14 protein-coding genes and 1 pseudogene are annotated in these 17,365 nt (G+C 63.2%); 9 read left to right on the top strand and 6 right to left on the bottom strand.

Features of this window, described 5'->3' with window-relative positions:
* Nucleotides 1–10: 10 nt before the first annotated feature.
* Together B5526_RS31625 and B5526_RS31620 are read right to left on the bottom strand one after the other, a co-directional pair.
* On the bottom strand, nt 11–499 hold the full coding sequence (locus tag B5526_RS31625) for an SRPBCC family protein (protein WP_079543660.1): 489 nt from the start codon (nt 497–499) through the stop codon (nt 11–13).
* Entirely contained in the window at nt 500–850 is a 351-nt protein-coding gene (locus tag B5526_RS31620) for an ArsR/SmtB family transcription factor (RefSeq protein ID WP_079543659.1), read from the bottom strand.
* A gap of 66 nt (nt 851–916) precedes the next feature.
* On the opposite strand from B5526_RS31620, the gene B5526_RS31615 reads away from it, so the two are divergent.
* The gene (locus B5526_RS31615) at nt 917–1,777 is read left to right on the top strand and encodes an alpha/beta fold hydrolase (protein ID WP_197688379.1); all 861 of its coding nucleotides are present in this window, start codon (nt 917–919) and stop codon (nt 1,775–1,777) included.
* A gap of 54 nt (nt 1,778–1,831) precedes the next feature.
* Here B5526_RS31615 and B5526_RS31610 read toward each other — a convergent pair whose 3' ends face one another.
* Nucleotides 1,832–3,433, bottom strand: a complete 1,602-nt coding sequence (locus B5526_RS31610; RefSeq protein WP_079543658.1) for an ABC transporter substrate-binding protein — start codon at nt 3,431–3,433, stop codon at nt 1,832–1,834.
* Nucleotides 3,434–3,713: 280 nt separating this feature from the next.
* Here B5526_RS31610 and B5526_RS31605 point away from each other — a divergent pair, with 280 nt between their 5' ends.
* The 7 genes from B5526_RS31605 to B5526_RS31575 all read left to right on the top strand — a co-directional run bounded on the left by B5526_RS31605 (nt 3,714) and on the right by B5526_RS31575 (nt 13,132).
* Nucleotides 3,714–4,844, top strand: a complete 1,131-nt coding sequence (locus B5526_RS31605) for a M20/M25/M40 family metallo-hydrolase (RefSeq protein ID WP_079543657.1) — start codon at nt 3,714–3,716, stop codon at nt 4,842–4,844.
* Between the two features lie 271 nt (nt 4,845–5,115).
* Nucleotides 5,116–6,057, top strand: a complete 942-nt coding sequence (locus tag B5526_RS31600) for an ABC transporter permease (RefSeq protein WP_079543656.1) — start codon at nt 5,116–5,118, stop codon at nt 6,055–6,057.
* A 13-nt stretch (nt 6,058–6,070) separates the two neighbouring features.
* A complete protein-coding gene (locus B5526_RS31595) occupies nt 6,071–6,961 on the top strand; it encodes an ABC transporter permease (RefSeq protein ID WP_079543655.1) in 891 nt (296 codons plus the stop codon).
* A gap of 139 nt (nt 6,962–7,100) precedes the next feature.
* A complete protein-coding gene (locus B5526_RS31590) occupies nt 7,101–8,744 on the top strand; it encodes an ABC transporter ATP-binding protein (protein WP_079543654.1) in 1,644 nt (547 codons plus the stop codon).
* Between the two features lie 260 nt (nt 8,745–9,004).
* Nucleotides 9,005–10,531, top strand: coding sequence for a M81 family metallopeptidase (locus B5526_RS31585; RefSeq protein ID WP_079543653.1), 1,527 nt, complete (start codon nt 9,005–9,007; stop codon nt 10,529–10,531).
* Between the two features lie 5 nt (nt 10,532–10,536).
* Nucleotides 10,537–11,709 carry a M20 aminoacylase family protein gene (locus B5526_RS31580; RefSeq protein WP_079543652.1) on the top strand — a complete coding sequence of 391 codons (1,173 nt, stop codon included), beginning with the start codon at nt 10,537–10,539 and terminating at the stop codon, nt 11,707–11,709.
* The gene (locus B5526_RS31575; RefSeq protein WP_079543651.1) at nt 11,702–13,132 is read left to right on the top strand and encodes an amidase; all 1,431 of its coding nucleotides are present in this window, start codon (nt 11,702–11,704) and stop codon (nt 13,130–13,132) included. The genes B5526_RS31580 and B5526_RS31575 overlap by 8 nt, the downstream gene beginning before the upstream one ends.
* 145 nt (nt 13,133–13,277) lie before the next feature.
* Here B5526_RS31575 and B5526_RS31570 read toward each other — a convergent pair.
* A pseudogene (locus B5526_RS31570) lies at nt 13,278–14,399 on the bottom strand (IS4 family transposase); the annotation flags it as partial.
* Between the two features lie 158 nt (nt 14,400–14,557).
* On the opposite strand from B5526_RS31570, the gene B5526_RS31565 reads away from it, so the two are divergent.
* Nucleotides 14,558–15,448, top strand: a complete 891-nt coding sequence (locus B5526_RS31565) for a crotonase/enoyl-CoA hydratase family protein (RefSeq protein WP_079543650.1) — start codon at nt 14,558–14,560, stop codon at nt 15,446–15,448.
* Between the two features lie 149 nt (nt 15,449–15,597).
* Here B5526_RS31565 and B5526_RS31560 read toward each other — a convergent pair whose 3' ends face one another.
* Complete coding sequence (locus tag B5526_RS31560; protein ID WP_079543649.1) at nt 15,598–16,572, bottom strand: NADPH:quinone oxidoreductase family protein; 975 nt, start codon at nt 16,570–16,572, stop codon at nt 15,598–15,600.
* The gene (locus B5526_RS31555; protein WP_079543648.1) at nt 16,572–17,180 is read right to left on the bottom strand and encodes a 2-hydroxychromene-2-carboxylate isomerase; all 609 of its coding nucleotides are present in this window, start codon (nt 17,178–17,180) and stop codon (nt 16,572–16,574) included. The genes B5526_RS31560 and B5526_RS31555 overlap by 1 nt, the downstream gene beginning before the upstream one ends.
* Nucleotides 17,181–17,365: the final 185 nt, after the last annotated feature.

The raw sequence follows: 17,365 nt of genomic DNA, 5'->3' as shown, positions 1-17,365 counted from the left end.
CTTGATGGTTTCACGCGGTCTGATTTTTGCTTCGCTCGGCTTCGCTGGCGAAACGTGCCATCAGACCCGGCCAGCCGCCATCGACATCCTTCCGCATTGAGGCGCCCGCTTCGGCGCCCATCGTCTCGAACTTGTGGTGCAACAGTTCGACCTCGGTCGCATCGGGCCCGTCGGCGGAAAAGCGAACATCGACTTCGGATTTCATCGTCGCGTCAGGCTTCCATTGCGCGTTGACCTGCCAGACCATCACCAACCGATGCGGCGGCTCCCACACCGTGATAGTGGCGACCGAGGTCTCGCTGCCGTCGTCCGCGATCTCGAGCCAGCGCCCGCCAAGCCGCGGCTCCATCAGAACCTTCTGGATCGGTTTCTTGCCGACGCCGTGGTCGAATGGCCACCAGCGCGTCAGGCCGCTGGTGAAGACCTCGAACGCATGCGTAATCGGCGCCTTGACGCGGACGGTTTTGCGTACGGGTGCGATGGCGGCCATCTCGTTCATTCACTTTCTCCTTCCGCTCTTTAGCGGTTTTTCCGCTTCCAGTTTGAAAGCCTCCAGCGCATCGCCCCAAAAACTGTCGAGCCATTCGCGCAGCTCCTGAAGGCCCTCGCGCCTCAGCGAATAGATCCGGCGCGCGCCTTCGCTGCGCTCTGCGACCAGGCCGGCGTCCTTCAAGACTCTCAGGTGTTGCGACACCGCCGGCCGCGAGACCGGCAGTCCCGCAGCAAGCAAATTCACCGGATGCGGCCCGGCGCGCAGGCGCTCGAACACTTTCCGCCGCGTCGGGTCGGCAAGCACGGTCAACGCATTTCCGTGGGCCGGTTTTCTGTAAGCCGCATTTGCGTAAGTCATGACTAACGGTAAGCTATAGCTTACTTATCTGTCAAGACGTCTTGTTTCGGTGCTAGACTGCGAGTCGTGACCGAGCTTCAGCACATCGCCATCACCCCTCACCTCACCTTCGACGCCCTCGTCGAGGGCGACGTGGGTGCGCCAATGGTGCTGTTGCTGCACGGCTTTGCCGAATCCATGCATTGCTGGCGCGCGCAGCTGGAGGCGCTGGCCGATGCCGGTTATCGCGCCGTGGCGCCAAGCCAGCGCGGCTATTCGCCCGGCGCGCGGCCGGACCCGCGCGACGCCTCGAACTATCATATCGACCGGCTGGTGGAGGACGCGATGGCGATCGCGGCCTCGTGCGGCTACGGCGAACGGCGTTTCCATCTCGCCGGCCATGACTGGGGCGGCAGCATCGCCTGGGCGCTCGCCGATCGCTTCGCCGAGCGGCTGGCCTCGCTCACCGTGTTGTCGCGGCCGCATCCGAACGCGTTTAATCGCGCGTTGCCGATGCTCGACGGCGATCAGGCCTACCGCTCGCGGCACCACACGGCCTTTCTCGAACCCGATGCCGGCGAAAAACTGCTGGCCGATGATGCCAAACAACTGCGCGAACGTCTCGCCGCCGCCGGCGTTCCCGAAAGCGCGATCGCCCAGCATCTTGCCGTGCTCGGCAACCGCGATGCCATGGAAGCCGCACTCACCTGGTATCGCGCGCGCGGCGCGATCCGCACGCCGCTTGGCCCGATCCGCGTGCCGACGCTTTACATCTGGGGCGATGCGGATGAGACGGTCGGACGAATGGCGGCCGAGGGCACGGCGGATTTTGTCGCCGCGCCCTATCGCTTCGAAGCGCTCGCGGGCGTCGGCCACTTCGCCGGCGAACAGGCGCCCGATCGCGTCAACGAGCTAATGCTGCCGCACCTTGCGGCGTTTCCGGTGTAACGGCGAGCCTTGCCCTCGAGCCCTGCCCTCGAGCCTTGCCCTCGAGCCTTGCCCTCACTCCGACTTGTCGATGTTCCAGAAGATCGGCGTCGCCGGACCATCGAGTACACCGGAGAGCGACTTCCGCCATGCGCTCGGCCCGAAGAACTGCCCGAGCGGAATATAGATCACCTGGTCGTAGACTTCCTTCTGGATGTCGGCGGCGATCTTCTTCTGCTCTTCGGGCGATGAGGAACGCGCGAAGGCATCGCGCAGCCCTTCGATCTTGGCGTTTTCCGACCAGCCGAACCAGCCGCCCTTGGTGCCTCTGCCGCCGATCGACACATTGACGACCGGGTTGATCACGTCGGCGGCGACCCAGTTGGTGAAGAACATATTCCAGCCGCCCTCCTTGATCGGTTTCTGGCTGGTGCGGCGGCTGACCACGGTTCCCCAGTCGGTGGCCTGCACGTCCACCTTGAAGCCGGCGTCGCGCAGCAATTGCGCCGCGACGATCGGCTGCGCCTTCAGCGTCACGACATCGCCGGGCGCCATGATCACGATGGGCGTGCCGTCATAGCCGGATTCGGCGAGCAGCTTTTTCGCCTCCGCCATGCCGTTGCCTTTGATGAGCGTCTCCGCGCCGATGTCGGTGGCGAGCGGCGTGTCGCAGACGAACACCGCGCCGCAGACCTTGTAATATTTGGGATTGCCGACGAGTGCGTCCAGCACGTCCTTTTGGTTCAGCGCCAGGAACGCAGCGCGTCGTATTTTGACGTTGTCGAAAGGCGGCTGAAGGAAGTTCATTCGCCCCAGCGTCTGCAGACCGAGCTTGTTCAGGGTTTCAAGTTTTATGTCCGGGTTGGCTTCCAGCACCGGCAGAATATCATACGACGGCGCTTCCATGAAATCGATGTCGCCGGACTGCAGCGCATTCACCGCGGTCTGCGCATCCGCCATCGTGATCCATTCGACGCGGTCGACCTTCACCACCTTGCCGCCGGCGGTCCAGCTCGGCGGCTCCTTGCGCGGCACATAGTCCGTGTTCTTCTCGTAGACCGCCTTCACGCCGGGCTGGAATTCGGCCGGCACGAACTTGAAGGGACCGGACCCGATCAATTCCGGAAGAGGCTTGTCGGCCGGCGCTTCCGCCAGACGCTTGGGCATCATGAACGGCACGAAGGAGGAAGGCTTTCCAATCGACTCCAGCACCAGGCCGTAGGGCTCTTTCAGTTTCAGCGTGATGGTTTTCGGGTCGGTGGCCTCGATGCTGGCGGTAAAATCCATCAGCTTCTGGCCCATGCCGTCGGCCTTGCCCCAGCGCTTGAGCGAGGCGACGCAATCTTCCGCGGTGACCGGCGGACCGTCGTGCCACTTCAGGCCGTCGCGCAGCGTGAAGGTGTAGGTGAGCTTGTCGTCGGAGACCTTCCATTCCGCCATCTGCGGCTGGATCTTGAAGTTGGCGTCCTCCGCAAGCAGCGTGTCAAAGATCATGTAACCGAAATCGCGCACGATGTAGGCGGTCGTCATCATGCCGGGCGTGCGCAGATCAGCATGCATCACCGCGGTGATGGTCTTGCCGGCGGCAACCGCCTGCGACGGCAATGCCAGCGCCAGCGCCGCCAGCGCCAGGCTCGACGCGATCAAGGGGCGCTTCCAGCGCGAGAAGTGGAACATCGATTGGTCTCCTGACGTGAAACCGGTCAAACACCGGTCATTTGTTAAGCATGAGGGCCGTTATTTAGGCGCACTAACACGCTGCAAATCCTTAAGTTTTGAGACTTGCACCAAGTGCTCGGCGCGTCAATCGGGTTTTGGCGCATGACTTCCGGTTACCAATGTTGGCTGACGGCCGCGCATGTTTCACTTTACAAATCGCCTGCCGATCCTTCTCGTAAGCCTCGCGTCGCTGCGACGACAACCGAAACATCCCGCTCAAAAACCAAAGAGAATCCCGATGAACCCCGCCAACCTTCCCTTCGATTCCGAGGCCATGTTGCAAGGCTTGCGCAGCTGGGTCGAATGCGAAAGCCCGACCTGGGATGCGAGCGCGGTCGAGCGCATGCTCGACATCGCCGCGCGCGAGATGGCGATCATGGGAGCGACGATCGAACGCATCGCCGGGCGGCAAGGATTTGGCGGTTGCGTGCGCGCGCGCTTTCCCCACCCCAAACAAAGCGAGCCCGGGATATTGATCGCGGGCCATCTCGACACCGTTCACCCCATCGGCACGCTGGAGAAGCTAGCGTGGCGGCGCGAGGGCAACAAATGTTTCGGCCCCGGCATCTTTGATATGAAGGGCGGCAATTACTTGACCCTCGAAGCGATCCGGCAGTTGGCGCGCGCTTCCTTTACGACGCCGCTGCCGATCACGGTGTTGTTCACCCCTGACGAGGAAGTCGGCACGCCCTCGACCCGCGACATCATCGAGGCGGAAGCCGCGCGCAACAAATATGTGTTGGTGCCCGAACCGGGCCGGCCCAATAACGGCGTGGTCACAGGGCGTTATGCCATTGCGCGGTTCAATCTCGAGGCCATCGGCAAGCCCAGCCATGCCGGCGCCACGCTGTCCTCGGGCCGCTCGGCGATCCGCGAGATGGCGCGCCAGATCATCGCCATCGACGCCATGACGAGCGACGACTGCACCTTCTCGGTCGGCATCGTGCATGGCGGCCAATGGGTCAATTGCGTCGCCACCACCTGCACCGGCGAGGCGCTGAGCATGGCCAAACGCCAGGCCGATCTCGATCGCGGCGTCGAGCGCATGCTGGCGCTTTCAGGCGCCGCCAATGATGTCACCTTCAAGGTGACGCGGGGCGTGACGCGGCCGGTATGGGAGCCCGGTGCCGGCACCATGGCGCTCTATGAAAAGGCGCGCGGGGTGGCGAAACAACTCGGGCTCGAATTGCCCCATGGCAGCGCCGGTGGCGGCTCCGACGGCAATTTTACCGGCGCGATGGGAATCCCGACGCTGGACGGCTTAGGGGTGCGCGGCGCCGATGCCCATACGCTGAACGAACATATCGAAGTCGACAGCCTCGCCGAGCGCGGCCGCCTGATGGCGGGCCTGCTGGCGACGCTGGAGTGATAAGGTGCTATCTTCGTCATGGCCGGGCATAGCCGTCCGAAGGACGGCGTCGCTTCCGCTCGCCTATGCCCGGCCATCCACGTCTTCCTGCTTTGACGCGAAGAAAGACGTGGATGCCCGGCACAAGGCCGGGCATGACGCGGGGTGATTGTTTGGCCGTCCCGATGGCACAGGATTTGCTCGCCCGACGACTACGGGCGGGAAACAAAAAATCCGCGACAACCCCAAGTCTGGGTTCAAGTCTGGGTTGGCGCATAACTCACGGAAAACGATGCTCGGATATCTGCTTCGCCGCGTTCTTGCCGCCATTCCCGTGATGGGCGTGGTCGCCTTATTTGTGTTTCTGTTGCTGCGGCTGACGCCCGGCGATCCCGCCGCGATCATCGCCGGCGACAATGCAACGCCCGAGCAACTCGAGCGCATCCGCGTCTCGCTCGGATTGCACGAGCCGCTCTACACGCAATTCTTTACCTGGATCAACAAGCTGCTGCATGGCGATCTCGGCGTGTCCCTGATCTCCAATGTGCCGGTCCTGAAAATGATCAGCCAGCGCATCGAGCCGTCGATCTCGATCGCGCTCTCGACCATTATCCTCTCCATCGTTGTCGCGGTGCCGCTCGGCGTGATCGCGGCGTGGAAGCACGGCACCTGGATCGACCGTTTTGTCATGGGATTGTCGGTAGTGGGTTTTTCGGTGCCGGTGTTCGTGATCGGCTATGTGCTGATCCAGATTTTCGCGATCGACCTGCGCTGGCTGCCGGTGCAGGGTTTTAAGAGCATCACCGCCGGTTTTGGGCCGTTCCTCGAACGCATCGTCCTGCCGACCTGCACATTGTCCTTTATCTATGTCGCCTTGATCGCGCGGATGACCCGCGCCTCGATGCTGGACGTGCTGGGCGAGGATTATGTGCGCACCGCGCGCGCCAAGGGTATCAATGAGACCGCCGTGCTGCTGCGCCACGCGCTGCGCAACGCCGCGGTGCCCGTCATCACCGTGATCGGGACAGGCTTTGCGCTTTTGATATCGGGCGTCGTCGTCACCGAGAGCGTGTTCAACCTGCCTGGCATCGGCCGCCTCACCGTCGATGCGGTATTGGCGCGCGACTATCCGGTGATCCAGGCGATGATCCTTCTGACCTCGGGCATCTATGTCGCGGTCAATCTCTTGATCGACGTCGCCTACACGTTCCTTGACCCCAGAATTCGTTATTGAGGATTCGCTGCTGATGGCGATCGAAACCCTTCCCGAACCCTCGATACCGATCACGACGCCGTTCCGGCCGGGGCTCGGATTTCTCACGGCAACGCCGATCATCGCGGCCGCCACCATCTGCCTCACACTGGTGATCCTGTCCGCCGTGCTGGCGCCCTGGCTGTCGCCGCATGATCCCCTGCTGCTGGCGCCGGCGCAGCGGCTGAAACCCGCCAGCGCGCAGTTCCTGCTCGGCACCGACGGTTACGGCCGCGACGTGCTGTCGCGCATTCTCTATGGCGGGCGCATTTCTATGCTGATCGGCCTCGGCGCCGCCGTCATCTCTATCGGCATCGGGCTTCTGATCGGCCTCGTCTCCGGCTTCTTCAAATGGGTCGACGCGGTCATGATGCGGGTGATGGACGGGTTGATGGCGATCCCGAGCATCCTGCTGGCGATCGCCGTGGTCTCGCTGTCGGGCGCGAGCCTGATGACGGTGATGATCGCCATCACCATTCCGGAAATTCCGCGGGTGGCGAGATTGGTGCGTTCGGTCGTGCTGTCGGCGCGCGAGGAACCCTATGTCGAAGCCGCGATCTCGGTCGGCTCCAGCCTGCCGAAGATCATGTGGCGGCATCTGATGCCGAACACAATTGCGCCGCTGATCGTGCAAGGCACGTATGTGTGCGCGTCCGCGGTTCTCACCGAGGCGATTTTGTCGTTCCTCGGCGCCGGCATCAGCCCGGAGACCCCGACCTGGGGCAACATCATGGCCGAGGGCCGCGCCTATTTTCAGATCAAACCGTCGCTGATCTTCTGGCCTGGGCTGTTGCTGTCGATCGCGATCCTCAGCGTCAATCTGATCGGCGACGCCGCACGCGACGCGCTCGATCCCCGCATGAAGCAGCGGGAGGGCGGGAAGTGATGGAACGTCATTGCGAGCGCAGCGAAGCAATCCATAACAGTATCGCCGCGCGGAGAATTGGATTGCTTCGTCGCTGCGCTCCCTTGCGCAAACGCTTCGCGTTTGTCGCAGGCAATGACGCGGAGAGAGCGGTGACGGCATGACCAACGTCGTCCTCGACATCAACAATCTCGTCGTCGGCCTCGGCAAAAATCCGAAAGCTCCGCGCATCATCGATGGCATCTCGCTGCAGGTGCGCGAGCGCGAGACACTGTGCCTGGTCGGCGAAAGCGGATCGGGCAAGTCAGTCACGTCGCTGACCGTGATGGGCCTGTTGCAAAAAGGCTCGCTGGTGCCGTCTGGCGGCAGCATACAACTGGTCGGCGAAGAGCTGCTCACGGCTTCCGATCGCCGCCTGCGGCAGTTGCGCGCCACCACCATGGCGATGATCTTTCAGGAACCGATGACGGCGCTCAATCCGGTGGTGCCGGTCGGCCGCCAGATCGACGAGGTGCTGCGGGTCCATACCGACCTCGACGCCCGGGCGCGGAAAAAGCGCATCCTCGAGATGATGGAACAGGTGCGGCTGCCCGAGGTCGAACGCATCTTTGCCTCCTATCCGCACCGGCTGTCGGGCGGCCAGCGCCAGCGCATCATGATCGCGATGGCGCTGGTGCTCGAGCCAAAACTCCTGATCGCGGACGAGCCGACCACGGCGCTCGACGTCACCACGCAGAAGCAAATTCTGACCCTGATCCGCGACCTGCAGCGGGATCACGGCACCGCGGTGCTGTTCATCACCCATGACATGGGCGTGGTCGCCGAGATCGCCGACCGCGTCGCGGTGATGCGCCACGGGCAATTGGTCGAGACCGGTCCGCTCGACACCATCCTGCGCGCGCCGACCATGGAGTACACCCGCAATTTGCTTTCGGCGGTGCCGAGCCTGGTGCCGCGCCGGCCGCGCGCGGAATCGCGGGAACCGGTGGTGCTGGAAGCCAACGAGCTCGGCAAAGTCTATCGCGAGCGCTTTTTGTTCGGCGGCACCCGCGAGGTGGTGGCGGCAAAGGACGTTACTCTCACTTTGCGCAAGGGCCGCACGCTCGGCATTGTCGGCGAAAGCGGCTCCGGCAAATCGACGGTGGCGCGCTGCATCGTGCGATTGATCGATCCGACCTCCGGCGGCGTTCGGCTTGTCGGGCGCGAAATCTCCGAACTGTCGCGAAGGCTATTGCAGCCGCATCGCAAGCGCATCCAGATCATCTTCCAGGACCCTTACCGCTCGCTCAATCCGCGCATCACCGTCGGCGAGACCATCGCCGAGGGTCCGATCAATTACGGCATGCCGCGAAAGGAAGCGCTGGCGAAAGCGCGCGAGCTCCTGGAATTGGTCGATCTGCCGCCGGATGCCATCTCGCGCTATCCGCATCAATTCTCCGGCGGCCAGCGCCAGCGCATCGCGATTGCGCGCGCGCTCGCGCTCGATCCGGATGTGCTGGTGGCGGATGAAGCGGTCTCGGCGCTCGACGTCTCGGTGCAGGCGCAGGTCTTGGAACTACTCGACGAAATCCAGACCAGGCTCGGCATCGCGCTGTTGTTTATCACCCACGATTTGCGCGTCGCAGCGCAAATCTGCGACGACGTCGCGGTGATGCAGCATGGCCGCGTCGTCGAACAGGGGCCGGCGGCGCAGGTCCTGACCCATCCGCAACAGGCGTACACCAAGCAGTTGCTCGAAGCCGCCCCCGGACGGGGGTGGGATTTTGCGAATTTCAGGCCGGTTGCGGCTGGGGCGGTCGCCTAAATCCCGCCGTCATTGCGAGGAGCGCAAGCGACGAAGCAATCCAGCTTGCTTCCTTCACGATGGATTGCTTCGTGGAGCCTGTCATCGGGCGGCGCTTTGCGCCGACCCGTTGGCTCGCAATGACGGGGATGGGCCGGTGGCAAACCTAGCAATCCCGAAACGGTTCGAAGCCATGCGCGGCGGGATTGCTTCATCGCTTGCGCTTTTTGCGACGACGAGGCTAACGTCGCGCGCACGAACGATCGACTGAGGCAGAATTAATGACCCGTATCGCCGTTGCCGGCTTCCTGCACGAGACCAATACCTTCGCGCCGACCAAGGCGACCTATGAGGATTTTGTGCATGGCGGTGGCTGGCCGGCGATGGCCACGGGCGGCGATGTGCTCAAAGTCATGCATAGCATCAATGTGGGTCTGGCGGGCTTTGCCGGCGAAGCCAAAAACAACGGCTGGGAATTGGTGCCGACGATTTCCTGCGGCGCCACTCCCTCGGCGCATGTGACCAAGGATGCCTATGAGCGAATCGTCAAGGTGATGGTCGACGGCATAACAGCGGCAGGGCCGCTCGATGCCGTCTATCTCGACCTGCACGGCGCCATGGTCACGGAGCACCTCGACGACGGCGAAGGCGAAGTTTTGCGGCGCGTGCGCGAGGTGATCGGCCACGACGTACCGCTGGTGGCGAGCCTCGACCTGCACGCCAATGTCACGCCGCAGATGATGGAGCAGGCGGACGCGCTGATCGCCTATCGCAAATATCCGCATGTCGACATGGCCGAGACCGGCCGCGCCGCCGCCAAGCATCTCGCCTTGCTGCTCAAGACAAAGCAGAAATTCGCAAAAGCGTTCCGGCAATTGCCGTTCCTGATTCCGATCAGCTGGCAATGCACCAACGATCAGCCGACCAAAGGCATCTACGAAAAGCTGGCGGCGATGCAAAGCGAGGCAGTTCCGACGCTGTCATTCGCGCCGGGTTTTCCGGCGGCGGATTTTGAGCATTGCGGGCCGAGCGTGTTCGCCTATGGGAGGACGCAAGGAGATGCCGACGCCGCCGCGGACGCGCTGGCAAAAATCGTCACCGGGCACGAAGACGATTTCGACGGCCGCATCTTCGCGCCCGACGAAGGCGTGCGTTACGCGATGGAACTTTCAAAAACCGCGAGCAAGCCGATCGTCATCGCCGACACCCAGGACAATCCCGGCGCCGGGGGTGATTCCGACACCACCGGCATGCTGCGCGCGCTGGTCCGCAACGAGGCAAAGCGCGCCGCGATCGGCGTGATCTACGATCCGGCTTCCGCAAAAGCCGCGCATGAAGCCGGCGCCGGCGCCACCATCACGCTCGCGATCGGCGGCAAGTCGGGCATTCCCGGTGATGCGCCCTACCACGAGACGTTCGTCGTCGAAAAACTGTCCGATGGCAGATTTATCGCGCCGGGTCCCTTTTATGGCGGCCGCGACATGGAGATGGGACCATCGGCGTGCTTGCGCATCGGCGATGTCAGGGTGGTCGTGGGCTCGCACAAGGCGCAGCTCGCGGATCAGTCGATGTATCGCTATGTCGGCATCGAGCCGACCGCGCAGGCGATCCTCGTCAACAAGAGCTCGGTGCATTTCCGCGCCGATTTCGAACCGATCGCCGAAAAGCTCCTGATCTGCGCCGCGCCCGGCGCGATGCCGGCCGATCCCGCCACCCTGCCGTGGACGCGGCTGCGCCCGGGCATCCGCATCAAGCCGAACGGCCCCGCTTTCGCGAAATCACGTTTACCTTCCTCTGCAACCGGATAACAGACATGCCCAATATCGACCGCATCGAAGCCTTTGCCGACGAACTCACCGCAATCCGCCGCGATCTGCACGCCCATCCCGAGATCGGCTTCGAGGAAGTCCGAACCTCAGGCATCGTCGCCGACAAGCTGACGCAATGGGGCATCGAGGTGCATCGCGGCTTAGGGGGCACCGGCGTGGTCGGCGTGCTCAAGGGCAAGGGCTCCAACGGAAAGCGCATCGGGCTCCGCGCCGACATGGACGCGCTGCCGATGGAAGAAAACACCAACTTAAGGTGGCGCTCGACCATTCCCGGCCGTTTTCACGGCTGCGGCCATGACGGCCACACCACCATGTTGCTGGGCACCGCGCGCTACCTCGCCGAGACCAGGAATTTCGACGGCACCGTGCATTTCATCTTTCAGCCGGCCGAAGAAGGCCTCGGCGGCGCCCGCGCCATGATCAAGGACGGGTTGTTCGAGAAATTCCCCTGCGACGAGGTTTATGGGCTGCACAACGCGCCCGACCTGAATCATGGCGAGGTCGCCATCCTTCCGGGGCCGGCGATGGCCGGCGCCGATTTCTTCGACATCACCATTTCGGGCTATGGCGCCCATGGCGCGATGCCAGAACGCTCCAAGGACGCGGTGGTCATCGCGATGACGCTCGGACAGGCGCTACAGACCATCGTCAGCCGCAACGTCGATCCCCTGAAGGCGGCGGTGGTGTCGATCACCCAAATTCACGCCGGCTCCGCTTACAACGTGATCCCGGGCGAGGCAAAACTCTGCGGCACCGTCCGCGCCTTTTCCGACGAGGTGCGCGCGCTGATCCGCGAGCGGATGCGCGCGATCTGCGCCGGCATGGCGACCGCGTTCCAAGTCGAGATCACAGCCGACATTCGCGACACGTTCAGTGTGCTCGTGAACCAGGAAGAACAGTCCCGCGTGGTCGAGGCGGTGGCGCGCACCGTGGTCGACCCGGCAAAAGTCATCACCCGCTCGCAGCCGAAGATGGGCAGCGAGGATTTTGCCGACATGATGCAGGCCATACCGGGCGCCTATTTCTGGGTCGGCCACGACGGCTCGGTGCCGGTGCACAATCCCGGCTATGTGCTGGACGACAAGATCTTACCCGTCGGCGCCAGCATGTTCGCGCGCATCATCGAAACCCGCCTCCCGGTCGGCGCCCATGCATAAGCCGGCATCGAATGACGCGGTCACCTCGCTGCACGATCTCAGCGCGATCGACCTGATCGCGGGCTTTCGTGCCAAGCAATTCTCGCCGTCGGAAGTGCTGGAAGACGTGCTGGCCCATGTCGCGGTATGGGAACCGCACATCAAGGCACTTTACGCGTTCGATCCCGACGGCGCGCGCGCGGTCGCAAAAGCGTCCACCGAGCGCTGGCAGAAGGGCGAGCCGACCGGCGCGCTCGACGGCGTGCCCGTCACGATCAAGGACAACATCGCGACCAAAGGCGTGCCGGTGCCGCTTGGCGCGGCCAGCGTCAAGCTGGTGCCCGCGGCCGTCGACGCGCCGCCGGCGGCGCGCTTGCGCGAAGCGGGCGCGGTGATTTTTTCGAAAACCACCATGCCGGATTACGGCATGCTGTCGTCGGGGCTGTCGAGCTTCCACCCATTGACCCGTAATCCCTGGGACCTCAGCAAGAACCCCGGCGGTTCGAGCGCAGGCGCCGGCGCCGCGGGCGCCGCGGGTTACGGCCCGCTGCATCTCGGTACCGATATCGGCGGCTCGGTGCGGTTGCCGGCCTGCTGGTGCGGCCTCGTCGCGTTGAAGCCGAGCCTCGGGCGGATCCCGATCGATCCGTCCTATGTCGGCCGCGTCGCAGGTCCCATGACCCGCATTGTCGACGACGCCGCGCTGATGATGAGCGTGTTGTCGCGACCGGATCGCCGCGACGGCATGAGCCTGCCGCCTGACAACATCAACTGGAAGGCGCTCGAAAAGTCGCCGCGGAAACTGCGCATCGGGTTGATGCTCGATCTCGGCGTCGGCCAGGCGCTGGAAAAGGAAGTCCGCGCGGTGGCTGTGAAGGCCGCGAAAGCATTCGAATCCGCCGGCGCCGTTATCACCGAAGTCGACGGCATATTGACGCGCGAGATGCTCGACGGTCTCGACAATTTCTGGCGCGCGCGGATGTGGGACGACCTTGCAAAACTAAGCGAGAGCGAGCGCGCCAAGGCGCTGCCCTATATCGTCAAATGGGGGGAATCCGGCGCGAAACTTTCCGGCGTCGATGTCATCAGGGGTTTCAATGCCACGATGGCGATCCGCAGCGCCGCGGCAAAGCTGTTCGCCGATGTCGATTACGTGGTGTCGCCGGTATCGCCGGTGGTGAATTTCCCCGCCGAATTCGCTTCCCCGATCAACGATCCGGCAAAACCATTCGAGCACATCTGCTACACCGTGCCGTGGAACATGTCGGAAAATCCGGCCGCCGCCATCAATGGCGGCTTCAGCGAAAGTGGATTCCCGATCGGCGTCCAGATCGTCGGCCGCCGTTTTGATGATCTCGGCGTCTTGGGGATGGCGAAGGCGTTCGAGGGGATGCGCGGGCCGCAGAAGCCGTGGCCAGGCGCCGCCAGGCTGACGCCCCGATAAACAACACCGTCATGGCCGGGCTTGTCCCACGGGTGTCTGGCACGGTCTGTGCTTATCATGCCGCCTTCTCCATGGCGGCATCCACACGAATATGGCTGCGCCGTTGCGCCGCACGGGTTGCGTGTGGTCCGAAGTCAAATCTGGACTGTTGTGGCTCGGGGGGTGGCGTAGCTTGGAGAAGCTCAGCGATCGCGCGCCGATGCATCAGGTTTGTTCGCAGGAGCCTTGCGAAGGCGAGCGGGCCGGTCACGATCCTGTTGGCGTCGTGAGCCAGCCGCAGCAGCAGGAAGGCGATCAGCGCGACAGTGATCTGAATGCGAACGGCGTTTTCGGAGGTTCCCAAGAAGTGGCCGATCTTCAAGGTCTGTTTGACCCATCGAAAGAACAACTCGATGGCCCATCGCCGCTTGTACAAATCGGCGATTTCTTGCGCGCTTGCCTCCAGGTCATTGGTGAAGATGCGCAGCACCTTGCCGGTCTCGATCATGACGCGAATTTCACGGACGAGACCCGCCATCGGGTTTTGACGCGACGCGGCGAGCCGTTTGGGAAGATACCCGGTCCGATCGCTGAGGATCGACGATCCCGGCGACACCGGCCGATCCTCGACGACGGTGAAAGGCGTGTTGGACTTCAGGCGCGTGACAATGCGGCAACCCGCCTGATCAAGCTCCGCCCACCAACCATAATCGTAATAGCCGAGGTCAAAAACGTAAGTCGCTCCCGCCTCGATTGGCATCTCCTTGGCGGCCGTGATGTCGTTGACGTTCGACGGTGTCACCATCAGGTACAGCGGTTGATCGGCATCCGGATCGTAGATGATGTGCGCTTTGGCGCCGCAAACTCCCGCCGAAAACGTCGCCCAATCGCCGCTCAGGCTGCTCAGCTGCACGCTGGTCGAATCAATCAGCCGAACGCAATCGCCGATCTTCCGCCGATAGCCGGCCTGCAACTGCGCCATCAGGGCCGAAAGCAGGCCTGCGAAGACCTCCACAGGACGCGAAGCATTGGCGGTCGAGAGCGCCGATCTCGATATGGTGCGGCCGCCGAGATGGTAAAGCTTGCCGGCGTGGCTTTGCAGGTTCGTTTCAATCTCGCGCAGGCTCCGCGCGCCGCAAAACTGCGCATACAGCATCGCGATCAAATGAGCCCTGGTCTTGACGACACGGCCATCCCAGTCGGCATTGTACTGATCCACAAGCCGATCGAGCATCGACCACGGAATATGCTTCAGAAGCCCATGAAAAACGATATTCTGATGCCGCACGGCGTTGATCCCTTTTCGTGTCCAGATGATTCGCAACCAGCTGGAAACGAGTAGAATCAATGCCGTGCGCTCCTTCAAGCATGGACCGTGCCAGACACCCGTGGGACAAGCCCGGGCATGACGAGAGGAAAACAACAAACAACACCGGAGGAAACCCCATGGCGTATGAGACGATCAAATACGAGGTCGCCGAGCAGATTCTCACCATCACGCTGAACCGCCCCGAAAAGCTCAACGCCTTCAATGCCGCGATGCAGAAGGAGTTGATCGACGCCTTCGATGCGGCCGACAAAGACGACGACATCCGCGCCATCATCGTCACCGGCGCTGGGCGCGCATTCTGCGCCGGCGCTGATCTCTCCTCCGGCGCCGACACCTTTGATCGCGACGCGCGGCGCGGGCCCGTCAAACGGCTTGCCGATGGCAGGGTCGATTACAGCGATCCAAATGTGCGCGACGGCGGCGGCCAGGTCACCTTGCGCATCTTCAAATGCCTAAAACCTGTGATCGCGGCGGTGAACGGGCCGGCGGTCGGCATCGGCGTCACCATGCAGCTTGCGATGGACATCCGTATCGCGTCGGTCGATGCGCGTTTCGGTTTTGTGTTTTCCCAGCGCGGCATCGTGCCGGAGGCCGCCTCGAGCTGGTTCTTGCCGCGCATTGTCGGCATCTCGCAGGCGCTGGAGTGGTGCTACACGGGCCGGGTATTTCCGGCGCAGGAAGCGCTTGCCGGCCGCCTCGTCAGCAAGGTGGTGCCGGCGGACGAATTATTGCCGACCGCGCGCGCGCTGGCGCGCGAGATCGCGACAAAGACCGCGCCGGTGTCGGTGGCGCTGATCCGCCAGATGATGTGGCGGATGCTGGGCGCCGACGATCCGATGGAAGCCCACAAGGTCGACAGCCGCGGCATCTACGCGCGTGGGCGTTCGGAAGATGTGAAAGAAGGCGTGGTGTCGTTTTTGGAAAAGCGGCCGGCAGAGTTCAAGAACAAGGTGTCTTCGGATATGCCGGATTACTTTCCGTGGTGGGACGAGCGGGAGTATGAGTGAGGCGATGCCACAACCCCTTCCGTCGTCCCTGCGAAAGCAGGGACCCATAACCACCGGCTTTAGTTTTACGAAGAGCGTCTCCCAATTGTGCGTTCTCGATAGATCACGCGGTATGGGTCCCTGCTTTCGCAGGGACGACGATTGAGAGACTACCGCATCATCAGCGCTACGCGCCCGATCGCCTTGCGATCGATCAGAAGCCGCATCGCCTGCGCAAAATCTTCCAGCGGCAATCGGTGCGAGATGTTCGGCCGCAGCTTTCCAGCCTCCGCCCACCCATTCAGCGCCTTCAACCGAACCTCGCCAAGCGCCGGATTTTTCCGCACCGCTTCGCCGGCACGGACGCCGAGCACGCTGGCGCCCTTGATCAGCACGAGATTGGTACGGGCGAGCCCAATGCCGCCGGTGAAACCGATCACGAGGACTCGCGCGCCCCAGGCGATGCAGCGCAGTGAGTTCTCGAAAATCTCGCCGCCGACGGGATCGAACACCACGTCGGCTCCACGGCCATCGGTGATGCGTTTCACCGCGTCGCGGAACGGCTCGCGGGCGTAAAGCACGAGATGATCGGCGCCGCGCGCCTTCGCCACCGCGAGTTTCTCCTCGCTCGAGGCCGCCGCGATCACGGTCGCCCCCAAAAACTTGCCGATCTCGACCGCGGCTAGCCCCACGCCGCCGCCGGCGCCATGCACCAGCAGCACTTCGCCCGGTCGAAGCTGGCCGCGGTCGATCAGCGCGTGATAGGCGGTGCCGTGGGCTGCGAGAAAGGTCGCGCCTTCGGCATAGTCGAAGGTCGATGGCAATGGCGCAAGCTGCGACGGCGCCACCACCGCCTCATCGGCATACGCGCCGTGCCGCATCTTGACGATCACTTTGTCGCCGACGGCGACACCGGGCGCGCCATTGACCTCGATCACGTCGCCGGCGGCTTCCACCCCGGGCGTGAATGGCAGCTCAGGCTTTAACTGATATTCGCCCGCCGCCATCAAGATGTCGGGAAAATTGATCCCGGCGGCGCGGATGGCGACGCGTACCTCGCCCTGCTGCAGCGGCGCGTTGACAAAAGTTTCGAGGCGCAAGCGCTCGGGCGGACCGAGCTCGCGGCAGATGACCGCCTTCGGCATCAGGCCGCGCTCGCTTTTCGCCGCGCCAAGGCTTCGCGCACCAGCGGCAAGCGGTCGTTGCCGAAATACATGTCGGTCTTGTCGACAAAAATGGTCGGCGAGCCGAACCCGCCGCGCGCCATCACTTCGTCGGTGTTGGCCTTGAGCTGATCCTTGATCGCCTGGTCGCTGATCCCGGCCAGGAATTTCGCGGGATCGACGCCGACGCTCTTGCAGACCTCCGTCAGCACCGCATCCTGTGAAATATCCTGGTCGCCGCCCCAATAGGTCTCGAACACCGCGCGGGCGAACGGCAACATGTCCTTAGCCGACCAGATGCAGCCGCGCATCGCCTTGACGCTGTTGACCGGAAATACCGTCGGCCGCATCTTTATGGCGAGCCCCGCGGAACGCGCCCAGTCGGCCATGTCCTTCTTCATGTAGTTGACCTTGGCCTCTACCGGATGCTCCCGCGAAGCATAGACGCTCGGATTGATGGAATTAAAAATGCCGCCTACCAAAATCGGCCGCCACGAAATCTCCTGGCCGAATTCTTTTGCCAATGGCTGGATGTTGTGGAAGGCGAGATAGGTCCAGGGACTGGAACAGTCGAAGAAGAATTCGATCATGGCGTTTCCTTTGATTTGATTTTGTTTCGCAGGCTGTCGACGTCTTACTCCCTCTCCCCGCTCATCTTCGCGGGGAGAGGGTTGGGGTGAGGGGCTCTCTCGACAGACGCGGACTCGCGGAGAGTCCCCCTCACCCGATCACTTCGTGATCGACCTCTCCCCGCAAGCGGGGCGAGGTAAAGGAG

The organism is Bradyrhizobium lablabi, from assembly GCF_900141755.1.
GTDB lineage: Bacteria > Pseudomonadota > Alphaproteobacteria > Rhizobiales > Xanthobacteraceae > Bradyrhizobium > Bradyrhizobium lablabi_A.
The sequence above is the reverse complement of the archived record's forward strand: the minus strand, read 5'-3'. Positions and strand labels throughout refer to the sequence as shown.

Excerpts from the sequence above, each read along its gene's own strand:
- B5526_RS31620 (WP_079543659.1), bottom strand. The coding sequence starts at position 850 with ATGACTTACGCAAATGCGGCTTACAGAAAACCGGCCCACGGAAATGCG.
- B5526_RS31610 (WP_079543658.1), bottom strand. The coding sequence starts at position 3,433 with ATGTTCCACTTCTCGCGCTGGAAGCGCCCCTTGATCGCGTCGAGCCTG.
- B5526_RS31575 (WP_079543651.1), top strand. The coding sequence starts at position 11,702 with ATGCATAAGCCGGCATCGAATGACGCGGTCACCTCGCTGCACGATCTC.
- B5526_RS31560 (WP_079543649.1), bottom strand. The coding sequence starts at position 16,572 with ATGCCGAAGGCGGTCATCTGCCGCGAGCTCGGTCCGCCCGAGCGCTTG.
- B5526_RS31595 (WP_079543655.1), top strand. The coding sequence starts at position 6,071 with ATGGCGATCGAAACCCTTCCCGAACCCTCGATACCGATCACGACGCCG.
- B5526_RS31590 (WP_079543654.1), top strand. The coding sequence starts at position 7,101 with ATGACCAACGTCGTCCTCGACATCAACAATCTCGTCGTCGGCCTCGGC.
- B5526_RS31600 (WP_079543656.1), top strand. The coding sequence starts at position 5,116 with ATGCTCGGATATCTGCTTCGCCGCGTTCTTGCCGCCATTCCCGTGATG.
- B5526_RS31580 (WP_079543652.1), top strand. The coding sequence starts at position 10,537 with ATGCCCAATATCGACCGCATCGAAGCCTTTGCCGACGAACTCACCGCA.
- B5526_RS31555 (WP_079543648.1), bottom strand. The coding sequence starts at position 17,180 with ATGATCGAATTCTTCTTCGACTGTTCCAGTCCCTGGACCTATCTCGCC.
- B5526_RS31605 (WP_079543657.1), top strand. The coding sequence starts at position 3,714 with ATGAACCCCGCCAACCTTCCCTTCGATTCCGAGGCCATGTTGCAAGGC.
- B5526_RS31565 (WP_079543650.1), top strand. The coding sequence starts at position 14,558 with ATGGCGTATGAGACGATCAAATACGAGGTCGCCGAGCAGATTCTCACC.
- B5526_RS31585 (WP_079543653.1), top strand. The coding sequence starts at position 9,005 with ATGACCCGTATCGCCGTTGCCGGCTTCCTGCACGAGACCAATACCTTC.
- B5526_RS31625 (WP_079543660.1), bottom strand. The coding sequence starts at position 499 with ATGAACGAGATGGCCGCCATCGCACCCGTACGCAAAACCGTCCGCGTC.